Source organism: Sphingobacterium sp. xlx-96, from assembly GCF_011007365.1.
Classification (GTDB): domain Bacteria; phylum Bacteroidota; class Bacteroidia; order Sphingobacteriales; family Sphingobacteriaceae; genus Sphingobacterium; species Sphingobacterium luzhongxinii.
Genome location: NZ_WFKM01000015.1, coordinates 103,219 through 126,697 on the forward strand (window position 1 = coordinate 103,219; position 23,479 = coordinate 126,697).

Below are 23,479 nucleotides of genomic sequence, written 5' to 3' on the forward strand. Positions count from 1 at the left end.
CATTTCGAACGAGAGATAACAAATTGAAATCTATTATTCGAAATGACAATCGATTATTATTGCTGAATCGTACTAAGCCGAATCGGCAAGGTGTAAGCAACCCGAACAGGAATACCATTTTGGATACCGGGGCTCCATTTCTTCGCTTTTTTCAACAGTTTTATAGCCTGATCTCCTGTACCGAATCCCAAATCTCTAATCACCTCAAAGGAACTCAGTCCGCCATCTTTCTCAACGACAAAAGAAACCTGTATCACACCAGCAGCCTCATTGTCTACAGCTGCCGATGGGAACTGATAATTAACAGCCACCCAATCCACAAACGCTTTCATTCCTCCTGGGGGCATGGGCATTATTTCTACCGATGTAAATGTACCATTCTTACCACCACCACCTGTCACATCTCCTATAGAACGGCCAACGGAAGCCCCTTCTCGCTTTTCCTTGCCAAACGTCCCCTTAGGAATCAAGGTACCACCTTTTTCACCCTTAATAGAAATAGCCGCAATCATCTTCTTGGGCGCTAAGGTCTCTAACGTAGCGATCACATCTTCTTTGACAGACGCTGCATCTGTAGGATTTATTTCTGTAAACTTTACCAGATCGACAGCTGGTACATCCTGTGATACCTGTTGTACGTCGCCTTCCGGCTCCTTAGGCCTGACAATCTCTTCCTCCAATGGCAAGGAATCATCAACCTCCACAACAGTCAGGCTCATAGTAGCTGTTGGCTGATTCGACATGTTTTCCGACGTAGGCTCAATGAAAGATAGCCCACACAGAGCAGCAACTATCAATACAACCCCACCTAATGAAATCTGGATCGCTTTCTCTCCAAAAAGTCTTAACTGATAGGCTCCATAAGCTTTGTTCCGACCAACAAAAACGACATCCATCCATTCTTTGTTGAAAATAACTGACTCTGAAAATAGCATAGCAATAAAATTAAAGGTTTATAAAGCTGTTTAATGCTATGATGCCCCCCTCTCGCTTTTTCCATAAAAAATTTCTCAAGGGTCCTCCCTAAGAGGGAAATCTGTCAATTATTGGACACGCGACATAAACTTGGTATACACTTTAAGCAATAAAAGAGCTGCTAAAACTAGCCCCACAATACCGGCTATGGCCACCAGTGGCTGATCAAAAAAATCTATCATAATAATTAGTTAAAGGTTAGCTAACACCAAGATAACAATAATGTTGCAAGTATATCGTATTTTTTATCATTTATTTTACTTTATATTTGCCAGCGATGAAAAGATTTCTAGCCGTATTAATATGTATGATCTACACCACTGTTTCTTTCGGGGGCTCGGTGTACATGCATCATTGCTGTGGAGGGACATCAATTAGTATCTACGAAAAAGCAGGGCATGACGCGTGCCCACTATGCGCAAAACAAGAAGAGCAAAAACCCGGCTCAGAGCACCAAAAGACATGTTCCGATGGCAAATGCAGCGATATTGAGATTAAAATCGATCAGCTGGCTAATAAACTATTTTCTGGACAATCACATTTTTCGGTGCATTTTGCCCCCTTTATCCTGACAAGGCTTTGGATTAATTCGAAACCAGTGGCGTCGGAAAAGGAAAAAGAAAAGCTTCCTCTAAAAAATAGCTTTGTCTGTGCAAACTCCTCTCCACCGACTTTTCTATTGAATTGTATTTTTAGGATTTAGAATAGAATCTTCAGATGGCAATATTAAGCATCAATAGTCATGCTTTATAATTTCGTCACTTAAGAGAATCTATATGGATTATTCATGTTCAAAAAATCAACTACATGGATATATTCAGCCTCTATATTTCGAGGTAATCTAATGGCTATAAAAGTCCAACTAAATACATATATGAATACTATATACAAAATAACATCATTAATTATATTTGTTTTCCTAGCGCAGGTTAGTATCGCGCAAATTGATAGCACGGCAATATTTGAAGTACCAGGAAACTGTGGTCTGTGTAAAAAAAGGATCGAAACTGCTGCAAAGATACAAGGTGTAGAATCTGCCGTTTGGGACCTAAAAACACATAAACTAACGACCAAATACAACTCAAAACAAGTGAATCTCAAGCAGCTTCAACAAGCTATTGCCAACGCAGGTCACGATACACCTTTAATACAAACAACGGATGAGGTCTATGCCAAACTTCATGAATGTTGTCTCTACGAGCGACTAGGGGCTGTTAAAGAAGAAAAACATGACCATGATGATCATGCCGGACATAATCACGATGACCATGCTGAACACAGTCAGGACAATAAAAAAGGGGGGGCTAGAGCTGAACAAGAACACCATAACCACGATCATATTGTGACTGGTGTCGTGGTAAATGAAGATGTAAAAGCAGAAATGACTCCTATCGCAGGCGTTAATATTAAATGGTTAGAATATCCAGCAAAACAAACGACCAGTAATGAAAACGGCGTATTTAAAATTAAACACGAAAAAGGATATAAACATTTGATTTTCTCCCATTCAGGAATGACGCCTGACACCGTAGAAGTTAAGGATTTACATGAAGTTTTAATAATCCACTCAAAAGACAATGTACTGTCTGAAGTAATAGTATCTAGAAGCAGAAAATCAACATACATCGACAGATTAAAGCCTAATCGAATGGAAGTATTGACAACAAAGGAGTTGTTCAAAGCCGCTTGTTGTGATCTTAGCGAGAGTTTTTCGACGAATGTTTCTGTAGACGTAGTGAGTAACGATGCTGTAACGGGTAGTAAACAGATTCAGATGCTAGGTCTTAGCGGTATCTATACACAACTTACAGTTGAAGGCTTACCAGGACCTCGTGGTTTTGCTACCCCTTTAGGACTCAATAGTATCGCTGGTACATGGATCAATTCGATCGAAATCTCTAAAGGGATCGGATCGGTAGTAAATGGTTTTGAAAATATGGCCGGACAAATCAACGTAGAATTGAAAAAACCACACGATTCGGACAAATTATTTTTCAATGCCTATGCTAATAATATTGGGCGGACGGATGTAAACTTAAACTTGGCTCAAAAACTCAACGACAAATGGTCTGTCGGATTCTTATTACACGACAACTTCATGTACAACAAGAACATGAACTATAGCGACAATGGCTTTAGAGATGTACCTATAGGAAACCTATTCTCGGGAATTAATAGATGGCATTACGAAGATGGCAAGGGTGTAATTGCGCAGTTCGGTGTTAAATATCTAAAAGATGACCGCACGGGAGGACAAACCGATTTTGATAAGTCTACCGACAAAGGAACAACTAACCGCTATGGCCTAGGCTTTGACAACCAGCGTATTGAAGGCTTTGCTAAAATTGGGTATGTGTTCCCTGAAAATAGATTAAGAAGCGTGGGGTTACAGTTGTCAGGATCAAACTATAAACAGGACAGCTACTTCGGACTTACCAATTATCTAAGTGAACAAAACAGTGGATATGCTAATCTTATTTTTCAAGATGTTATTGGTTCGGTAGCTCATAAATATAAAATTGGTGCATCGGTATCGTATGACGATTACAACGAAACGGTGAATACCTTTAATTTTAAAAGAAAAGAGGCTGTCACGGGAGCATTCGCGGAATATACATACAGTCCTGCTGAAAATTTTGACGCTGTATTGGGATTACGTCAGGATTACAACTCCTTATACGGCTGGTTTACTACGCCAAGAGCCGTTTTACGGTATGCTCCTACATCGACAACTACACTTCGTCTTAGTTCTGGAAGAGGTCAGCGCACTGCAAATATTTTCGCAGAAAACATGAGTATCTTTGCCTCTAGCCGTACTATAGATTTTGCTTCTTTAGCGAATCAGAATAATGCTTATGGTTTGAAACCCGAAGTATCTTGGAATACTGGTTTGTCATTAGACCAAAACTTTCAATTATTTGGAAGGGAAGCTGGTTTTTCGATGGAATTGTTTCATAACAACTTTCAAGACCAAGTTGTTATCGACTTCGAGGATGCAAGAACAGTTTCTTTCTATAACTTGGATGGAAAATCTTTCTCAAACAGCCTACAAACAGAACTACGCTTTATGCCGGCTCAGCACTTTGAGGCACGCTTTGCATACCGTCTATTAGACGTGCAGACAGACTATAAAAATGGGCGCTTACAAAAACCATTGACAGCAAAACACAGAGGTTTTATGAACCTAGCCTATAACCTACACAGTGGGTGGTCATTTGACTATACATTAAATGTTATGGGAGAAAAAAGAATGCCGTCGACAGCTGCTAATCCTGTAGAATTCCAGTTGTCATCACATTCGAAAGGTTATGTAACGATGAATGCCCAAGTCAGCAAAACTTTAGGTAGAAACAAAAATTTTGATATCTATATCGGAGGAGAGAATCTTGGCAACTATTACCAAAAGGATCCAATACTTGGTTTTGATCAACCATTTGGACAGTACTTTGACACCAACCTATTATGGGGGCCTCTTACAGGTAGAATGTTCTACTCGGGAGTAAGATACCATATCAAATAAAAAAAGGGCTGTTTTCAAAAACAGCCCTTTTTTTATTTGATAAACATCTGCTTGAGTTCTTTATAAAGATGACTCGTAGGTAGCCCTACGACATTTTCGAAAGACCCTTCGATTGAAACCACACCTATACGCCCTATCCATTCTTGAATACCATAAGATCCCGCCTTGTCATAAGGCTTATATTTATCCAGATAATAGTCTATCTCAGCGACCTCTAATGATCTAAAACGTACTACAGTCATACTGGTAAAGCTTTTTACTTCGCCACGATAGGCTATTGCCACCCCTGTATAAACAATATGTGCACATCCGCTCAAAGCTAACAAAACTTCCCTTGCCTCAGCCGCATCCTTAGGTTTGCCAAGAACCCTATCCGCGTTGTCTACAACAACAGTATCTGCCGTAATAATAACATGATCATAAAATTCAGAATCGGAAAAAGCTTTAATCTTTTCTACCGCTATGTATTCGGCCGCATCTCTTGTCAGTACATGCGAGGGTACAACCTCCTCAATCTCGCGCACCAACACCTCAAAACTCAGATCCAAAGATGCCAAAAGCTCTTTTCTACGTGGTGATTGGGACCCCAATATAACCGGGATCCGATGCATAACTTCTGCTAACAACATATCAAATACTTTTTATAAAAACATCGGAATGCCATTTATCCTGAAGTCGCAAAATCTTTTCGATGATCTCTCGGACAACACCTTCTCCCCCTTTTTTGGAAGAGACGTAGTGGCTGAGTTTTTTAATATCTTCAACAGCATCCGCTGGTGCAATGGCTGCACTAACCTGCTGCATACACGTATAATCAGGCATATCGTCGCCAATAAACGCAATCTCAGTAAAACTCAACCCATAGTGGATGGCGAGATCCTGCAAAAGCCCTAATTTGTCCGAAACCCCTAAATGTATCTCCGATACCCGAAGGCCTTCCAAGCGGCTCAAAACCCCCTGAGAACGTCCCCCTGTAATTACAAAAATCAATAAACCTTGTTGGGTAGCATATTGAATTGCGTAACCGTCTTTCACATTAAATGTACGTAGCTGATCGCCACTTTCCGTCACTAAAATCTCGCCATTTGTCAAGACACCATCGACATCCAAAACGACACATTTTATATTTTTCAGCGTTGAATAAATCATAATAGACACAAAGGTAAAGATTAAATCATATATGCTAAATCGTTTATTTACTCATAATAGCCACAGATTTATCAATATAAACCATAAACATCAAAAATTTGTCACAAAGTAGTTGTTTTCACAACTTTTTTTATCAAAGGTATTGACTCCTATCATTTCTTGACGTAACTTTGTGTTAACAATTCGGAAATATAATGAGTTGTTTATAAAATAGTCTTTTCATAATTTAGGTTTATAATTGGTTAGTAGCAAACCTTGGCGCCCATCGTCAAGGTTTTGTTTTTTTCAAAAACCAACATCACAACGAGCTAAAATAAACCTTTTCAGAAAGTTTTATTTCTCGGATTTGCAAGGTACCAAACAATTTCTAGGTAATCCAGAGACTGATTTATTCTATTGCAGTGACGACGTGGGTTGCTTTTGGAACACCTCCTTTCAGAAAAAACTGTCTTCATTCCGACTTCAAAAAATATGCACCGAAATGAAGACAACTCTAAACAACACGAATCTTACGATTTGCTTTTATCATTCCCCTTCGGGTTAGATATAGAAGAACGCATATCTGTATCAGCCTGAATATTCTGCATTTTGTAATAATCCATCACACCCAAATTGCCGCTTCGGAAAGCTTCAGCCATCGCTAAGGGCACCTGAGCTTCGGCTTCAATAACCTTAGCCTTTGCTTCCTGCGCCTTGGCTCTCATTTCCTGCTCGCTTGCTACTGCCATAGCTCTACGCTCTTCAGCGCGCGCGTTAGCAACCTTAAGGTCAGCCTCCGCCTGATCAGTCTGTAGCTTTGCCCCTACATTTTCCCCGATATCAATATCAGCAATATCAATAGATAATATCTCGAATGCCGTCCCCGAATCCAATCCTTTGGACAATACAGTTTTCGATATACGATCTGGATTCTCTAGAACTTCCTTGTGATTGGCCGAAGAACCTATCGTAGTAACAATACCCTCGCCAACACGCGCAAGTATAGTCTCCTCTCCCGCGCCTCCAACTAATTGATTAATGTTCGCTCGTACCGTAACACGCGCTTTGGCAATTAATTGAATACCGTCTTTTGCAACTGCTGCTACTGGAGGTGTATTTATAACCTGCGGATTAACGGAAAGCTGAACAGCATCGAAAACATCACGTCCTGCCAAATCAATAGCGGTCGCTAACTTAAAATCCAAAGGAATATTAGCCTTATCAGCCGAAATTAGAGCCTTTATTACTTTATTAACATTTCCTCCAGCAAGATAGTGCGTCTCTATATCGTTGGTACTGATACGTAATCCGGCTTTTGTTGATGTAATCATTGCATTGGTAACTAATGCCGGCGACACCTTACGTAAACGCATTAAGACCAGGTTCAAAAGACTAATCCGTACATTGGACAATTGTGCTGTAAACCATAGATTAACAGGCAATAAATAAAACAGAAAAAATAGGGCTATAACAGCACCGATGATGGTTAAAATTAAAGATACGTCAGGATTCATATGTAAATAATTTGTTTTTTAGAGTCTTATGTAATATTCATGGGTGTTTGTCCGGTTTCTACGACATGGATATTTCATATATTGAAAATAAAATAGCTTTTTAAAGATATTAATTTATTTTAGTTTTTCGTGCATTATTATGCTTTATATTATTAACAATACGTATAAAGAAATTAAACTATTATATACCTTTGTATACGTCTATCCTAATCCTAATGGATCAAAAAAACAGTCTAGATACCATAAACATGAATAAACGAAACAAATTAAAAACCCAGGTTTTTATAAGCATTGGCATCGCTACCAGTATTATCCTGTTGTCAATCATACATTTATTTAGTCAGTTTTCTAACTTCATGTTTAGAAACGACGAAATAATAACAAACTCGCAAGAACAATTACAGTTAGCTACAAGTGTTAACAAAGAATTTTATAACTTAACTAGAGCAAGGATAGATTTCATAAAGGGAATCAACGGCGCTGAAGTCGAAATCTCTAAAAATATCGACAACTTAGAAGAGCAAGTCGCAAATGTAAAGATGCTAAGCTCTCAGAACAACGAAAACGCAAAACACCTCATTGACCGTATTGAGACCGTATTAAACACATTGTCATCACCTGATAAAGGACTAACCAAGGATGAGACGATCAATTATTGGCTCAAAGAGGAGAAAAAAAACTTGGAAGCGACCAACATATTTATAGAATCTGTTATTGCTAATCGAGCAATAGAGATGGTAAAAAACGAAAAAGACATCAACGATGTTGAAAACATTACGATAGGCCTGATTATCATCAGCTTACTAATGATTGCCTATTCCTTCTATAAAATATTCCAGATCCTCATGCAACTCCGCAAATCCAGCAACGAACTGAAGAGTGTAAACAAAGAGTTTGAGGAGGCTCGAATACAAATTGAAGAGACAAACTGGGTCCTGGAAAAAAGTGCTTATCTCGCAGACAGAATAAGTGGTATTGATGACAGCTATAAAATAAGCCAGATCGTCGTCAAATTACTCAACGAACACCTTTCAATACAGGCGATTGCAATATATATAAGAAAATTGGACTCTTACCAATTCGAAAGAACTGCAGCTTTAGGTCTAAAAAACACACTAAATCTTGAAAATTTTGTAAGTGGAGAAGGTTTCTTAGGCAAAATCGCAGAAGATAAAAGCTTTGTCATACAAAAAATAGAAGACACGAATCATTTAAATACAAATACGGCTACACTCCATCAATTACCAGCTACTGTATTCATTTCGCCATTGATACATGAGGACCATTGCCTCGGCATCATTGAAATAGCATCATTATGCCCCCCTGAAAAACAAAAAAAATATAAAGATTTCTTGACACGAATCAGTAAATTGATCGCTACCCGTATCAAATTTGGACAGAGCCATCTATTGGTCGAACAATTGCTGGAAGAAACGCAAAGACAGACAGAGGAGCTAGAGGCACAGCAGGAAGAACTACGAATCACCAACGAGGAATTAATACATAAAACACACCTTTTGGAATCCTCTGAAGAAGAGCTTCGTGTACAACAAGAAGAACTCACTCAAACCAATCTGGAACTCAATCAAAAAGCTGCCGAAGTCGAAAAAAGAAATACAGACTTAAACAACGCCCACAGAGTCGTGGAGCAAAAAATAGCAGAAGTGCAGCAAGCCAGCAAATATAAGTCTGAATTTATGGCCAATATGAGCCACGAACTACGGACTCCACTCAACAGCATTCTGATATTGGCAAAGCTATTGCAGGATAACAAATTAAAAAACTTAAACACAGAGCAGGTAAAATACGCCAGTGTAATACATGGGGCGGGCACAGACCTCCTTGAATTGATCAACGAACTTTTGGATCTAGCTAAGATAGAATCAGGAAAAATAGACTTAAACATTGAAAAAATATATTCCAAAGATTTTGCGAGCAACACCGAAGAACTCTTTAAAGCAGTAGCGAAAGATAAAGGTATAACATTTACAACAAAAATAGCCGACGATGTACCTAGACACTTTTTATGTGACGAGTATCGCTTACAACAGGTTATCAAAAATTTTCTTTCAAACGCATTTAAATTCACGCCCTTTAACGGTACGGTAGAGTTTAGCATAAAAATGCAAGCCAACAATCTATGCTTTGAGGTCAAGGACTCTGGGAAAGGTATTTCATCTGAAAAGCAAGAACTCATCTTCGAAGCCTTTAGACAAGAAGATGGCTCCACAAGCCGTAAATATGGTGGGACTGGACTAGGTCTATCCATTAGTCGTGAAATAGCATCCCTACTCGGAGGTAGGATTACGCTGGAAAGCCGGATCGGAGCAGGAAGTACTTTCTCCCTGATCATCCCTTATACGCCGTCTGAAACTATATCTGAAACTATAGTTATACCAAAAACACAACTGCCCATAGAGAAAAAAGAAATACAAACTAGCTCGGTAATGCCAATTATCGAAAGTAAACCATTGGATATAGGAAAAGAAAGGTCAATTCTGATTATAGAGGATGACATCAATTTTGCTGATATCTTAAAGGGCTTCGCCGAAGAGTACGGATTTGTGGTCAGTCTTGCACATGATGGGGCCAAAGGAATAGAGGTAGCACAACAAACCGTTCCTGACGCCATCATCCTTGACGTTATGCTTCCTATAGCTGATGGCTGGGAAGTATTAAGACTTCTCAAAGAAAACCCTGTGACCAAACACATTCCTGTACACATGATGTCTGCAGCGACTTTCAATAAAAAAGATTTCTTAGAAAAAGGTGCTATAGGATTTATGCACAAGCCAGTGACAGCAGATACGATCCAGCATACTTTTGAAACCATCAATCTTAACCTAAGTCAGGCCGTCAAAAAAATCTTATTGATCGAGGATCAGGAGCTTCAGAGTGATTTTATCAAGGATTCATTTGCTGACCATAGCATCAACGTCATTCAGGCGTTTTCATTAGCTGCAGCATGGGACAAACTCTCTGAAGAAACGAATATTGACTGTATTATTCTTGACATGCAACTTCCGGATGGGAATGGTCTAAATCTGATTGAAAAAATAAAAAAAACACCCCGTTTAGTAAATATTCCAATCATCATCAATACAGCCTATGAGCTACCTAAAGAGCAATATGATCAGATCATCGCAGATGCAAGAGCAACGATTCTAAAATCAGACAAATCAAGCGACCGATTAATAGATGAAGTGAATCTTTTTCTAAACAAGATCAATGATTCCTCCTATCAACCCATCAAGAATATGGGGAATATCCAACAAACAACCAATTTAAAAGGAAAGCGGGTTCTTGTCGCCGATGACGACATGCGCAATGTATTTGCCTTAACTACGTCATTGCAAAGTTTTGAGATGGATATTGAGATTGCCAATAATGGCAAAGAGGCTGTACAGATCATGAGTAATCCAGACAATAATGTCGACATTATTCTGATGGATATTATGATGCCTGAAATGGACGGCTACGAAGCCATCAGAATAATACGTGAGGACCTAAAATATAAAAATGTACCAATTCTAGCCGTCACGGCCAAGGCAATGAAAGGCGATCGGGAGAAATCTATACAAATAGGAGCTAATGATTATGTCAGCAAGCCTATCGATATAGACAAGTTAACATCATTAATGCAGGTATGGTTAGGGTAGCAAATAAAAGTGAATTCATCAGTTTCGCTGATTTAGATGAAGTCATCTATTTACTGAAGAACATCTCTGACTTCGATCTTACAGGATATTCCAAGTCTTCATTAAAACGAAGGGTAGAGCGCTTTCTCATGGTTGAAAAAATAGATTTACTCGATCTAAAAAATGCGATACTAAATGTCGACGGATTTGAGAATTATTTCATACAGGAACTGGTCGTCAATGTAACGGAGATGTTCCGGGATCCCGATTTTTTCAAACAGTTAAAAATTAAGATATTCCCTTACTTAGAGACCTATCCGCAATTGAGGATATGGAGTGCAGGTTGTGCTACAGGCGAAGAAGCCTACTCTCTCACGATATTGCTGAAAGAAAATAATTTATTAGATAGATCCTTTATATACGGAACCGATGTCAGTCTTAAAGCGTTGGACTTTGCCCGAAAAGGAGTTTACCCGTTAAAGAAAATCAAGTCATATACAGAGAACTATAACAAATCAGGACTACCGTCAGAGTTTGCCTCTCACTACACAGCGATGTATGACGCAGCAATAATCAATAATGAATACCGAAATAAGGTGCTTTTTTCGACACATAACTTAGTGTCAGATAATGTCTTCAATGAGTTTCAACTGATCTTATGCCGTAATGTGATGATCTATTTTGATAAAGAACTACAGGAACGAACTTTAAATTTATTTTATCAATCATTAGCTCTTTTTGGTTTCTTGTGTTTGGGGACTAAAGAAAGTCTATATGGACATACCATAAAGAGTAAATTTAAAGTTATTGATAACGCCTTAAATATTTACCAAAAAATTAGATGAAATGATCATGATTTATTCGATCGAACAGAGGAATGAATAAATCATGATCGTTTCATCGCAAATGAAAAAGCAATTTAAATGGATGAAAAAAACTGCAGATAAAATAGTAATCATTGGAGGCTCAGCAGGTTCATTTACACTAATCACTGAAATACTGAAAAAATTACCGCAACAGATAGACTATGCTTTGTGTATTGTAATTCATCGCAGTAGTACATTTAACACCAAAATCGAAACTAGTCTTTCAAAAAAACTGAACAGACCTGTTGTATCTGTGACAGACAAAACGGAAATAAGAGACGGCTATATTTATTTTGCACCGGCAGGCTACCACCTACTTGTCGAGCCGGACCGAACATTTTCCCTGGACAGCTCAGAGCATGTTAACTTTTCAAAACCATCAATTGACGTTCTTCTTGAAACGAGCGCTCAAGTGTACCGAGAAAACTGTAAAGCTTTTTTATTCTCTGGAGCCAATATAGATGGTGCCCGCGGCCTAAGTACCGTGGAATATTTTGGAGGAAAGACATTTATACAGGATCCAGATGAAGCCTTAATTAATACAATGCCTCTTTCTGGAATCCAAGAAGCTACCGCTGCTACTGTACTTAAAAATCAAGAAATAATACGTTACTTTTGCTACAATCTCTTTTTAACATGAAAAATATCAACTTATTAATACTTGACGACAAAGAAGAGAACATCATAAGCCTGCAGGCTCTTTTATCCGATATTGAAAATATTAATATCATCTGCTCCACTGATCCGAATGAAGCACTCAAACTGTGCTGGAAAAACGATATATCTCTAGCTTTGGTAGATGTTCAAATGCCAGAAATAAACGGCTTTGAATTTGTTTCTTTACTCAAAGCCAATCCAAAGACAAGCCACATCATGGCAGTAATGGTTACAGCCATATCGAAAGAAGACAAATACCTGATCAAAGGTTTACAAAGTGGTGCTGTAGACTATCTTTACAAGCCCCTCAATCCCGAAATCACCATTGCTAAGGTAACCTCATTTATCAAACAGATACATATACAGGAAGAAATAATCCAAAAGAATATCGAACTTGAACATTCCAAGAAGGCACTGATACAAGCCAGTCAAGAAGCTGAACAAGCACGAAAATCTAAAGAAATATTTTTAGCGAATATGAGTCACGAGATCCGTACCCCTATCAACGGTATCAAAGGAATAGTGCATATGTTGAAAAATGCCAACCTGAGTTTTGAGCAGCTAGATTGGGTCAACCGACTGGAGATTGCCTCGAATTCGTTATTACTTATTATCAATGATATTTTAGATATTTCAAAGATCGATTCGGGTATGATGAAGATCGAAATGGAGGACTTCCATCTCACTAATCTACTTTTAGACCTCGGGCAGATGTTCAAAATCAAAGCATCGGACAAAAAGCTAGAGTTTGAGGTAAGACTCGATTCAGAATTACCAAAACATGTACATTTTGACTCCCTGCGACTCGAACAGATCATCAGTAATTTTGTATCCAACAGTTTAAAATTTACGGAGAGAGGAAAGATAACATTGTCAGTACAGACTCTAGATGTTACGGATAATATTCATAAAATAAAGTTTTCAGTCCGTGATACCGGGATCGGCATAAAGCCCGGCTCAGTGGATAAGATATTTCTTGCATTTGAACAAGGTGATCACGGAATCACCAAAAAATTTGGTGGTACTGGTCTAGGATTAGCTATTGTAAAACGCCTTTCTGAACTTTTAAATGGTGAAGTGCATGCCCAAAGCGTGTACGGTGACGGATCCGAATTCTCATTCATTGTAGACATCAGAGAAGTTAAAGACAAGGTACAAATCAAAAGGGAAATTAACCTCCCCTACTCTCAATTCCCTAAACTCGAAAGTTTTAACGTTTTGGTTGCCGAAGACAATGAATTAAACAGCTTTATGCTGGCACATATATTACAGAGTTGGGACTGCAATGTTACCGTCGTAAAGAATGGACGCTTGGCATTAGAAGCTTTGGAAAAAGACAACTTTGACTTGGTACTCATGGATACCCACATGCCAGTCATGAGCGGATTTGAAGCTATTAAAGAAATCAGGAGCAACGTCAACTCAACGCGAAGACAAACACCTATTATTACCATATCGGCATCCGTACTTGAGCATGAACAACAAGCAGCTTTTCAAGTAGGTGCTGATGAAGTTATCGGTAAACCTTTTGATCCTGCTGAGCTTTACAAAAAAATAACAAAAATATGCGAATCAGAGAAAGTCAACAAATTGACATTTTGAGATTCAATTGCCCTCTAAGATTTTTATTTTTAGTACCTTTAGACGTTTTATTTAACAATTGAATAATGGCGTAAACAGTATTCACACCTGTTTTTAATTTGTTTATCGTTAACAACAATCCCGGTGTAACTTAACGCTATCGTACAGTAGAGTCTTTATAAGAATCTTAAACTTAATTACATTTCAATGAAAAAATTATTTTTTATCCCAGCCTTAGCTGCCGTTGTAACTCTAGCTGCTTGCGGAGGAAACAACACGAAGACAGAAAGTTCAACACAAAACACAACAGAAGAATCAACTTCGGAATCTCCTGCTGAAACGGTTCCCGGTATCGAAAATGTAGCGATCTCAAACAACTGGACTGTAGAAGGTAACGATCAAATGAAATTTAACACGGAGCTGATCCGCGTAAAAGCAGGAGAACCTTTAGAGTTAACATTGAAAAATGTAGGTTCAATGCCAAAAGAATCAATGGGGCATAACTTGGTGATTCTTAATCCTGGTGTTGATTTACCTACTTTTGGCGGTGAAGCGTCTGCCGCAGCTGATAACGAGTACATTCCTAAATCTTCACTATCATCCATCGTAGCACATACCAAATTGCTTGGTCCAGGTGAACAAGATAAAATCACTGTAACTTTAGATAAGGGCGTATACACCTTTATCTGTAGTTTCCCGGGACACTACGGCGTAATGCAGGGAAAAATTGTTGCTGAATAATCGTAACGGATTTTTTTCGTTATACTAAAGGCACGACTCCGTGCCTTTTTTTCTGAAAGTGTCTGTATTCAATGGCCATCAAGAACTTTTTTCATGCTATTATTCTTTCGCATTGGCATTCAAGAGCTCTCCCGATAACATCGGGATCGGTTTATGCCTACTGGTGATCCAAAAGAATCATGATTTTTTTTCTATCGTTATGGTTTTTCAACATCAAAGCAAATCGCTAAAAAGCGATAAAACCAAATAAACAGAAACTTTAAGAGGGATTTTTGAATCAATATTTTGGAATTACTTAGAGATAAGTCTTAACTTAGCCTCAAAATTTAAAACTCGCAATCATGCAATACGACGTTATAGTTATAGGCAGTGGTCCAGGTGGTTATGTAGCCGCTATCCGTTGCGCCCAATTAGGCTTAAAAACAGCGGTAATCGAAAAATACAGCACTTTTGGAGGCACATGCCTTAATGTAGGCTGTATCCCTTCTAAAGCCCTATTGGACACATCAGAGCACTATCACAATGCTGCTCATGCCTTTGCTGATCACGGTATCAGTCTTAGCAGTCTTAAAATAGATGTTAAGAAAATGATCGATCGTAAGAACGATGTCATTGCCCAAAATACGGCAGGTATCACTTACTTATTTAAAAAGAACAAAGTAGACTCTTTCGAGGGAGTAGGTTCTTTCATCAATAAAAACACGATAAAAATCACTAAAAAAGACGGTACGACAGAAGAAATCACAGGTAAGAATGTAATCATCGCGACAGGTTCCAAACCTACAGCGTTACCATTCCTCCCTATTGACAAACAGCGTATCATTACTTCTACAGAAGCATTAAACCTTACTGAAGTACCTAAACACCTTATTGTTATTGGTGGTGGTGTAATCGGTCTGGAATTAGGATCAGTTTATGCACGCTTGGGTGCCAAAGTTTCTGTCATTGAGTATGCTAAATCTATCATCAGCACAATGGATGGTGGTTTAGGAAAAGAACTCCAACGTGTACTTAAAAAATCTTTAGGCATGGAGTTTTTCTTAGGACACAAAGTAACCGGAGCTTCCGCTAAAGGCAAGAAAGTGACCGTTACCGCTGAAGACAGTAAAGGTCAAGCTGTTTCTTTTGAAGGAGATTACTGTATTGTATCTGTAGGCCGTATCGCTTACACCAAAGATCTAGGCTTAGAAAATATTGGAATCACTCCAGAAGAGAGAGGCAACAAAATCACAGTCAATGAGCACTTGGAAACTTCGATCGAAGGAGTATATGCAATTGGTGATGTAGTAAAGGGTGCTATGTTGGCACACAAAGCGGAAGATGAAGGCATATATGTTGCAGAACGTATTGCAGGTCAAAAACCGCATATCGACTACAACTTGATCCCGGGGGTCGTATATACATGGCCAGAGGTAGCATCTGTAGGACAGACTGAAGAGCAACTGAAAGAGGCAGGTAAAAAATACAAATCAGGTTCCTTCTCATTCAAAGCTTCTGGCCGTGCTAAAGCTTCAGGAGATACCGATGGTTTTGTCAAAGTATTAGCTGATGCTGAAACAGATGAGGTCTTGGGTATACATATGATCGGCCCACGGGCAGCAGATATGATTGCTGAGGCAGTAGTAGCCATGGAATACAGGGCTTCCGCAGAAGACATCGGCAGAATATGTCATGCACACCCGACATATACCGAAGCACTGAAAGAAGCAGCATTGGCCGCAACAGCAAATCGAGCTATTCACGCTTAGTATAAAAAAAGGCAAGATGTTCAGTCTTGCCTTTTTAGTTTTTACCTTTAACCTTTTAATTGTTCTATGAATTTTCACACACGTAAATGGATAAAACCTGAAGACCTAAATCCAAATGGATCGCTATTCGGTGGCACGCTACTACGATGGATTGATGAAGAGGCGGTAATCTACGCTATTGTACAATTGGGAAATCCGCACGTAGTCACCAAATATATTTCTGAAATAAATTTTGTCAGTTCAGCCAAACAGGGCGATATTATAGAATTGGGTATCACCGCAACAGAATTCGGACGTACTTCGATTACAATGCGCTGCGAGGTTAGAAATAAGATAACTCGGAAAACAATACTTTCTATTGACAAACTAGTATTTGTCAATCTAGATGAAGACGGTACCCCGACTCCGCATGGCAAGACCGAGATAACCTATGCGTATATGAGTGTCGATAAATTCACCAAGGACGAGACTCCGTAACGTCCTTGGCGAATTCGTATGAATTATTAAGCCGCTTTAACTGTCTTTTTGAAGGATACAAGATCCTTCTTTACGTCACGCTCCACCCAGAAAGAAACAACAGGAATCAACGATAATACAAAGTATTTAATAACTCTGGTGAACTTCCAGCTATAACTTTGCCAACACGCCACCAAAAGAATAACGAACAATACGACCAAAAAACCATGGATGGAACCAGCTATGCGTACAGCACCATTCCTGATGTCATCTGGCACATCCATAAGATGTGGCAAAACATACTTAATCGGCATCGCGATAAAGAATAAAATAATGGTGGAAATAGCCTCCCAAAGAGCAACTTGCTGAAAAATACGTAACATCGTGATAAATTATTTCAGGCAAAAATAAACCAAACTTTGACCTCTCAAAAATCATTTCATAGAATTGACTGCCCTTTGACAATCTATTTCATTGGATGTCATGTTTTTATTAATATATCCGATACAAATACCGATTGACGCAATTAATGCCTGTCACTTGTCTATTTAAAAACAGATACTTTCAATAAAAAGATGTATTTTTGGGAGCAAATATGTTTAATATAAATACTAAAAATATATGAACTACGACATCATCGTGATTGGAAGTGGCCCAGGCGGTTACGTAGCAGCTATACGTGCAGCTCAACTAGGCTTTAAAACTGCCGTTGTAGAGCGTGAAGCTTTGGGTGGGATCTGCTTGAACTGGGGATGTATACCAACTAAAGCCTTATTAAAGAGTGCACAAGTTTTCGAATATTTAAACCATGCTGAAGAGTACGGAATTAAAGTACAAGGAGGTGAGGCTGATTTTGGCGCTATTGTAAAAAGAAGTCGCGGTGTAGCTGAAGGCATGAGTAAGGGCATCCAATTCTTAATGAAAAAGAATAAGATCGATGTTATATTAGGCGCTGCTAAAATCAAAAAAGGCGGTAAAATAGATGTAAAAGCAGCGGATGGAAGTACAAAAGAATATACTGCGAAACATACTATTCTAGCTACCGGTGCTCGTTCTAGAGAATTGCCAAACCTTCCACAAGATGGTAAAAAAATAATTGGTTACCGCCAAGCTATGAATCTACCTACTCAACCAAAATCTTTGGTAGTTGTTGGTTCAGGAGCTATCGGTGTAGAGTTTGCTTATTTTTATAACGCTATCGGCACGAAGGTAACTATCGTTGAGTTCATGGACAGAATTGTTCCAGTGGAAGATGAGGAGGTTTCTAAACAATTAGAAAAATCTCTAAAGAAAGCTGGTATTGAAATTCTAACAAAATCAGAGGTTGAATCTGTAGATACAAGTGGTGCTCTTTCTAAAGTTAGTATCAAAACAGCAAAGGGTACTGAAGTGATCGAAGCAGAAGTTGTTCTTTCGGCTGTAGGTATTATGCCAAATATCGAGAACTTAGGTCTTGAAGAGGTAGGCGTAAAAGTAGATAAAGGTCGTGTAGTTGTCGACGATTATTACAAAACAAACATAGATGGCGTATATGCTATAGGTGATATTGTAAAAGGTCAAGCTTTGGCACACGTAGCATCAGCAGAAGGTATAACCTGTGTTGAGAAAATCAAAGGACTACATGTTGAACCTATCGACTATAACAATATCCCTGGATGTACTTACTGCTCACCGGAGATTGCTTCAGTGGGGTATACTGAAAAGGCTGCCCGTGAAGCAGGTTATGAGGTTAAAGTTGGAAAATTCCCATTTTCAGCATCAGGTAAGGCTTCTGCCGCAGGCGCAAAAGATGGTTTTGTAAAACTAGTTTTTGATGCAAAATATGGCGAGTTTTTGGGCGCTCACATGATTGGAGCAAATGTAACAGAGATGATCGCAGAAGTTGTTGTAGCCCGTAAATTAGAGACTACAGGTCATGAAATGATTAAATCAGTACATCCACACCCGACGATGAGTGAAGCTATTATGGAAGCTGCTGCAGATGCATACGGCGAAGTAATCCACTTATAAAAGGATATAGAAAATAAAAAAAGCGGATTAAATCCGCTTTTTTTTATTTCAGCACTAATTTAGAAGAAAAGATTATCTCCTGAGGTTCAACCTTTTCTTTGCTTTCTAAAATTTCGAAAAGTATCTCAGCCGCCTTTTTCCCTTGCTCATCGGGATACTGCTCTATACTAGCCAAAGGAGGGTTTTCCATATATTTCCACAGCGGATAATTCGCAAAACTAATAAAATGCATGTCCTGACCTACGATAATCCCCTTACTTCTAGCGTACTTGATGACATCCAACGTCACAAAATCATTAAAAGAAACGATAGCAGAAGGCCGCTCAGGCAATACACACAGTTGCTCCATAGCAGCATGATTCCCATGTTCGGTTAGGTCTGTGTGCACCACATACTTATCATTAAAATCGTAATCATGCTTTACTAACGCTTCCCTGAAAGAAGCTGTGCGTTCCGTCGCCGAAAGCAATGTTTCGGGGCCATTGATCAATGCAATATTCTTATGTCCGCGACTAATAAATGCCTCAATAGCTTCATCCATCCCCGTAGCCAGATTACAGTAAACTTTATGGACAGAGGTAGACTCTGGCACACAGTCAAAAAATACTACCGGTATATCCGAACTCTCTAAAACCTCTACAAAGCTCAAATCCGTTGTATTCTTCCCGAGGGACATCAATATACCATCAACACGGTGCTTTTTAAAAGTAGCGACAATTTTAGCCTCACGATCGGCATCATCCAATGACTGCCCTAACAACACCGTGTACTTTCTATCTTCCGCAATCGCTTCTATAGCACTGATGGCGGAAGAAAAAAAAGGCTCAGATAATGCCGGTAAAATAACACCTATCGTAAAAGTTTTGCGCTGTTTAAAAAAGATAGCTGTCTGGTTAGGTTCATAGTTCAACTCCTCTGCCATCTTTTTCACCCGCATTGTGGTGACCAGACCTATGCTTGGATGATCATTCAAAGCTCTCGATACTGTCGATGGTGAAATTTTTAATTTCCTCGCTATTTCCTTAATCGTTGCCGGTTTGTTCGATTTCATAATGACACTGTTTTATTTACCCCCTCTAATCCAAACCTACACAAATTCGTGTTTACACGCAATATAATTGTACTGTAATATAAAACGAATTTTGTAGCTCTCCTCATCTATTTAGATTTTTTAGAGAGGAGCTATAACCTTATTCTTTAAAACGTGATGTCCCGTTATTAAACTTGAACATACGTCCCCTCGTATTACTTCTTTGTTGTATCCGCTCGTCCATAACTCGGTTTTTCCGGACAAAACCACTTGATCGCAGAGATGGAGCCGTAAAGCTGCCCGTATTAATATGCGTAATCGCAGCACGTAACATAGACTCTCCCTCCTGGCCAAAATCCAGAAAATTACTAAACTCCCACACATGTGCACTCGGCTTCATACCGTTAAAATAATCGCCCTCACCAAGTTTATTATAAGTCTTGAACGATGCCGGGTAAAGACTAACATCATTGCCGGGGTTATTCGCATCCTCCACAATGGGCCATTCCCAAAAACCAACAGGCTTACCATAGGTATATTCGTCAATTATTCTATCGTTGGCATCTACTGCCTTCGTCCCTATCATAAACGCAGGGATATGAGGTTTCATCACATTAATCAAAAGCTCACTGGCGGATGCAGTTGAACTCGACACTAAGAAATATATACGCTTTAATTCTATCCCTCCTCTTTTATTAAAAAAGACTGGACCAAACTCACCTCCAGGACGTGTCCACCCCTCTTTCTGAAAATAACTATTCATCGTAGAGGTATACATCAGCTCTTTGTTTTTGGAAGCCGGCACAAACCAATCGGCCAAGTACTCGGCCGTGATTACAGCACCTCCTCCATTATATCGCAAATCAACAACAAACTCATCGATGCCTTGCAAACTCTTCAGAGCCTCTTCAAATCTATCATACATTGAAGTTTTTATCCAATTTCCATTCTCCGACTTTTCTATCGCTAGAAAAGAGTTAAAAGCAAGATATCCAATCCTCTTACCGTTGTTCAAAATAACACGGTAATCTAAGATTGGATTTTTTTCAAATGGCTTTTGGGTAATAGTCTGCGTTAAGATCGTTCCTGAGGGCTGCTGGAATACGACAGTCAAAGTGTATGCATTTAGATAACCGTTTAAGCTTCTAAAACTTTGTGCCTTCTGCGCATCATAGTCTATCTTGGTATCGCCATTGATACTAATAATCCTATCACCACGTCTCATTCCGACCTCCCATGCCGACGAATTTTTCTCAACCATACGGACATACAAATCCGCGTTATTTCCAGTGCTCTCTGTTTGTAGATAAAACACCTGCATTCCAAAACTTGTAGATATCGCGTCTTGAACTTCGCCACTTACCACCCCCGCTCGATCCAAATAACTGTACCTGTCTATAGGCTGTCCCGTTTCGGTATTTTTGGGAGTTAGGCTCACTAACCAATCCAGCACATGTTCTCCTCGCTCGAAATACTGCGTATATTTTGTACGGATTAAATCGGGTTTGTTCAAGTCATTCAAATTCTTTGGTGGCATATTGTCCTGCCACAATGAAAATAGTTTAGTATAATAAAAGACACTGTCTTTGATCATATTCTCCTTGACATCAGAATTATAAACCGTTGTCTTCTGCGGGGGTTCAATCTCCGTATCCTCCTTTAGGTTTGGAGGTGTCTTCTTACATCCGACCGTTATAATTACCCAGGCAAGAAGTATGATATAGGATGCTTTATTTTTCATACACACAATCGTTCTATAACTAATCTACAATCGTATTAACAATAACAATCTGATCTTTCGGCAAATCATATTCTGATGCAATATAATCAATTGGCACGAAAGATTTAAACTCAAGCTCGTCCACAAAAAATACTTTTAACGTATGCTTGATCGAATCTGCCTTGCCCCAATCTAAAAATTTCAATTTGTTTAATTGCTCAACAGGATTACCCTTTGTCAATACAGCAACCTGCCTTTTATCTTCGACCAGTCGCACTAAAAGATCGGCTCGTGCTTCCGGTAATATTAACTTAAGAGGCAGCTGTGCGTTAGCCTGCAAACGCTGCAAATTGACTTCATACTTATCATCAACCCCAAACATGACCTTTATTGCTGGAAATACAGCTTCCTCACCGTGATGATCGTATACTTTCTTCATAAACTCGGCCATATCACTGGCCTTCGCAGTCCCTTCGGTAAATTCATAAAAACTACCGAAAAGATAATAAACCTGTAACAAGTATTCTCGCCTGCAAAAAAGCACATCGTCCAACTCGAACAAATAAAGTACTTTGTCAAAAGATATTTCGCTTAACTTCATTTGGCAACTGCTAATATAAATGCATCTCCTGAATCGGAAAGCATGCCCAAACCATCGAAAGCAACCGATTCTGATGTCACCCCGAAAACATCATACCCGCCGACAAAAAGACTTAACTTTAACTCCTTTGCTGGATTGTCCAAAACCGAAAGCATTTCTAAATCTGCGATCCCAGGGCATAATACGTGAATCCCATACTCCTCAAAAAGAATTAAAGAGCCGCTCAACGTAACAATTTCATCTATAGCTAAAGGAAGAACGTAATCGCATTTCAAATCCAATGCAATTTTAAGAACTTCATGAGCATAGGTAGGATTTGCACCTTTCGGAATCTTGTGATAACGCCCCTGCAAGACTGTAGGCACTTCGTCTGACGTTGCTGATATAACCTCAAAATGAGGGGACAACAACTGCGCGACACGCATTGAAAATGAACGTGTGGCACAGGTAAGTAAAATCTTCTTCATGTATGATATGTTTGACTATTGAAAGCCTGCTTACTGATTGGCCTGTTTAGGCGTTTCGAAGACAGTGGCATTTCAAATCTATTCGCTACGCATATACGAGTCCATCACGCATATGGATCGTACGATCTGATATTCCCGCCAACTCTTCATTGTGCGTAACAATAATGAATGTCTGATTCATTGTATCCCGCAGATTAAAAAAAAGCTGATGCAAAGAAGCTGCATTTTCAGAATCCAAATTGCCAGAAGGTTCATCGGCTAATACTAACGAAGGATTATTAATTAAAGCCCGGGCGACAGAGACACGTTGTTGTTCACCTCCAGAAAGCTCGTTCGGCTTGTGCTGCGCCCGATCTGCAACACCAAGAATATCCAATAGTTCCATCGCTCTACGTTCTGCCTTTTGTGTAGGAGTACCATTAATAAAAGCAGGGATACAAATATTTTCCAGGGCTGTAAACTCGGGTAGCAAATGGTGAAACTGAAACACAAATCCAATATGTTTATTTCTAAATGCACTCATTTCATTCGAGGACAACGTATGTATGGCGGTATCATTGATAAAAAGTTCGCCTCTATCTGCTTTGTCTAATGTGCCAATAATATGCAAAAAAGTGCTCTTCCCTGCTCCCGAAGCACCAACAATGGAAACTATTTCTCCACGTTGAACTTCAAAATCTACCCCTTTTAGTATGGGTAGTGAACCATAAGACTTATGAATATTTGTGGCTTTAAGAATCATAATGCGAATTTACTAAAAAGAATCAAAAACCAAGCCCTATAACGACCTACAGACACCTCCCTTATAGAACAAGCTTTTAATTTTT

Annotated in this window: 20 protein-coding genes; 10 read left to right on the forward strand and 10 right to left on the reverse strand. The window is 39.1% G+C overall.

Annotated features, from left to right (window positions below; all coding sequences use genetic code 11):
- Positions 1-56: 56 nt before the first annotated feature.
- A complete protein-coding gene (locus G7B20_RS18135) occupies positions 57-935 on the reverse strand; it encodes an energy transducer TonB (RefSeq protein ID WP_164112835.1) in 879 nt (292 codons plus the stop codon).
- Between the two features lie 317 nt (positions 936-1,252).
- Between G7B20_RS18135 and G7B20_RS18140 the strand changes: the two genes are divergently transcribed.
- Positions 1,253-1,678 carry a hypothetical protein gene (locus G7B20_RS18140; RefSeq protein WP_164112836.1) on the forward strand — a complete coding sequence of 142 codons (426 nt, stop codon included), beginning with the start codon at positions 1,253-1,255 and terminating at the stop codon, positions 1,676-1,678.
- 171 nt (positions 1,679-1,849) lie between these two features.
- A complete protein-coding gene (locus tag G7B20_RS18145) occupies positions 1,850-4,495 on the forward strand; it encodes a TonB-dependent receptor domain-containing protein (protein ID WP_240466036.1) in 2,646 nt (881 codons plus the stop codon).
- Positions 4,496-4,527: 32 nt separating this feature from the next.
- Here G7B20_RS18145 and G7B20_RS18150 read toward each other — a convergent pair whose 3' ends face one another.
- From G7B20_RS18150 to floA, 3 genes are all read right to left on the reverse strand, one after another.
- A complete protein-coding gene (locus tag G7B20_RS18150) occupies positions 4,528-5,124 on the reverse strand; it encodes a Maf family protein (protein ID WP_205600279.1) in 597 nt (198 codons plus the stop codon).
- 1 nt (position 5,125) lies between these two features.
- A complete protein-coding gene (locus G7B20_RS18155; RefSeq protein WP_164112838.1) occupies positions 5,126-5,644 on the reverse strand; it encodes a KdsC family phosphatase in 519 nt (172 codons plus the stop codon).
- Between the two features lie 509 nt (positions 5,645-6,153).
- A complete protein-coding gene (gene floA / locus G7B20_RS18160) occupies positions 6,154-7,137 on the reverse strand; it encodes a flotillin-like protein FloA (protein WP_164112839.1) in 984 nt (327 codons plus the stop codon).
- A 248-nt stretch (positions 7,138-7,385) separates the two neighbouring features.
- Between floA and G7B20_RS18165 the strand changes: the two genes are divergently transcribed.
- The 7 genes from G7B20_RS18165 (at position 7,386) to G7B20_RS18195 (ending at position 16,845) form a co-directional block, all read left to right on the forward strand.
- The gene (locus G7B20_RS18165; RefSeq protein ID WP_164112840.1) at positions 7,386-10,796 is read left to right on the forward strand and encodes a response regulator; all 3,411 of its coding nucleotides are present in this window, start codon (positions 7,386-7,388) and stop codon (positions 10,794-10,796) included.
- Entirely contained in the window at positions 10,784-11,620 is an 837-nt protein-coding gene (locus G7B20_RS18170) for a CheR family methyltransferase (RefSeq protein WP_164112841.1), read from the forward strand. The genes G7B20_RS18165 and G7B20_RS18170 overlap by 13 nt, the downstream gene beginning before the upstream one ends.
- Positions 11,621-11,702: 82 nt before the next feature.
- Positions 11,703-12,281: a chemotaxis protein CheB gene (locus G7B20_RS18175; protein ID WP_164112842.1), complete on the forward strand. Its 579-nt coding sequence runs from the start codon at positions 11,703-11,705 to the stop codon at positions 12,279-12,281.
- Positions 12,278-13,900 carry a response regulator gene (locus tag G7B20_RS18180; RefSeq protein ID WP_164112843.1) on the forward strand — a complete coding sequence of 541 codons (1,623 nt, stop codon included), beginning with the start codon at positions 12,278-12,280 and terminating at the stop codon, positions 13,898-13,900. The genes G7B20_RS18175 and G7B20_RS18180 overlap by 4 nt, the downstream gene beginning before the upstream one ends.
- 186 nt (positions 13,901-14,086) lie before the next feature.
- Positions 14,087-14,620 carry a plastocyanin/azurin family copper-binding protein gene (locus G7B20_RS18185; protein ID WP_164112844.1) on the forward strand — a complete coding sequence of 178 codons (534 nt, stop codon included), beginning with the start codon at positions 14,087-14,089 and terminating at the stop codon, positions 14,618-14,620.
- A gap of 341 nt (positions 14,621-14,961) precedes the next feature.
- Positions 14,962-16,368: a dihydrolipoyl dehydrogenase gene (lpdA, locus tag G7B20_RS18190; RefSeq protein WP_164112845.1), complete on the forward strand. Its 1,407-nt coding sequence runs from the start codon at positions 14,962-14,964 to the stop codon at positions 16,366-16,368.
- Positions 16,369-16,434: 66 nt separating this feature from the next.
- The gene (locus tag G7B20_RS18195; RefSeq protein WP_164112846.1) at positions 16,435-16,845 is read left to right on the forward strand and encodes an acyl-CoA thioesterase; all 411 of its coding nucleotides are present in this window, start codon (positions 16,435-16,437) and stop codon (positions 16,843-16,845) included.
- Between the two features lie 26 nt (positions 16,846-16,871).
- Here G7B20_RS18195 and G7B20_RS18200 read toward each other — a convergent pair whose 3' ends face one another.
- A complete protein-coding gene (locus G7B20_RS18200; protein WP_164112847.1) occupies positions 16,872-17,207 on the reverse strand; it encodes a DUF3817 domain-containing protein in 336 nt (111 codons plus the stop codon).
- A 238-nt stretch (positions 17,208-17,445) separates the two neighbouring features.
- Here G7B20_RS18200 and lpdA (G7B20_RS18205) point away from each other — a divergent pair, with 238 nt between their 5' ends.
- The gene (lpdA, locus tag G7B20_RS18205) at positions 17,446-18,834 is read left to right on the forward strand and encodes a dihydrolipoyl dehydrogenase (protein WP_164112848.1); all 1,389 of its coding nucleotides are present in this window, start codon (positions 17,446-17,448) and stop codon (positions 18,832-18,834) included.
- Between the two features lie 43 nt (positions 18,835-18,877).
- Here lpdA (G7B20_RS18205) and G7B20_RS18210 read toward each other — a convergent pair whose 3' ends face one another.
- The 5 genes from G7B20_RS18210 to G7B20_RS18230 form a co-directional block, all read right to left on the reverse strand.
- Positions 18,878-19,885, reverse strand: coding sequence for a LacI family DNA-binding transcriptional regulator (locus G7B20_RS18210; protein WP_164112849.1), 1,008 nt, complete (start codon positions 19,883-19,885; stop codon positions 18,878-18,880).
- Positions 19,886-20,024: 139 nt separating this feature from the next.
- The gene (locus tag G7B20_RS18215; RefSeq protein WP_164112850.1) at positions 20,025-21,605 is read right to left on the reverse strand and encodes a S41 family peptidase; all 1,581 of its coding nucleotides are present in this window, start codon (positions 21,603-21,605) and stop codon (positions 20,025-20,027) included.
- A 19-nt stretch (positions 21,606-21,624) separates the two neighbouring features.
- Positions 21,625-22,185, reverse strand: a complete 561-nt coding sequence (locus tag G7B20_RS18220; protein WP_164112851.1) for an HAD family hydrolase — start codon at positions 22,183-22,185, stop codon at positions 21,625-21,627.
- Positions 22,182-22,652: a hypothetical protein gene (locus G7B20_RS18225; RefSeq protein ID WP_164112852.1), complete on the reverse strand. Its 471-nt coding sequence runs from the start codon at positions 22,650-22,652 to the stop codon at positions 22,182-22,184. The genes G7B20_RS18220 and G7B20_RS18225 overlap by 4 nt, the downstream gene beginning before the upstream one ends.
- Before the next feature lie 85 nt (positions 22,653-22,737).
- On the reverse strand, positions 22,738-23,391 hold the full coding sequence (locus G7B20_RS18230; protein WP_205600281.1) for an ABC transporter ATP-binding protein: 654 nt from the start codon (positions 23,389-23,391) through the stop codon (positions 22,738-22,740).
- Between the last annotated feature and the right edge of the window lie 88 nt (positions 23,392-23,479).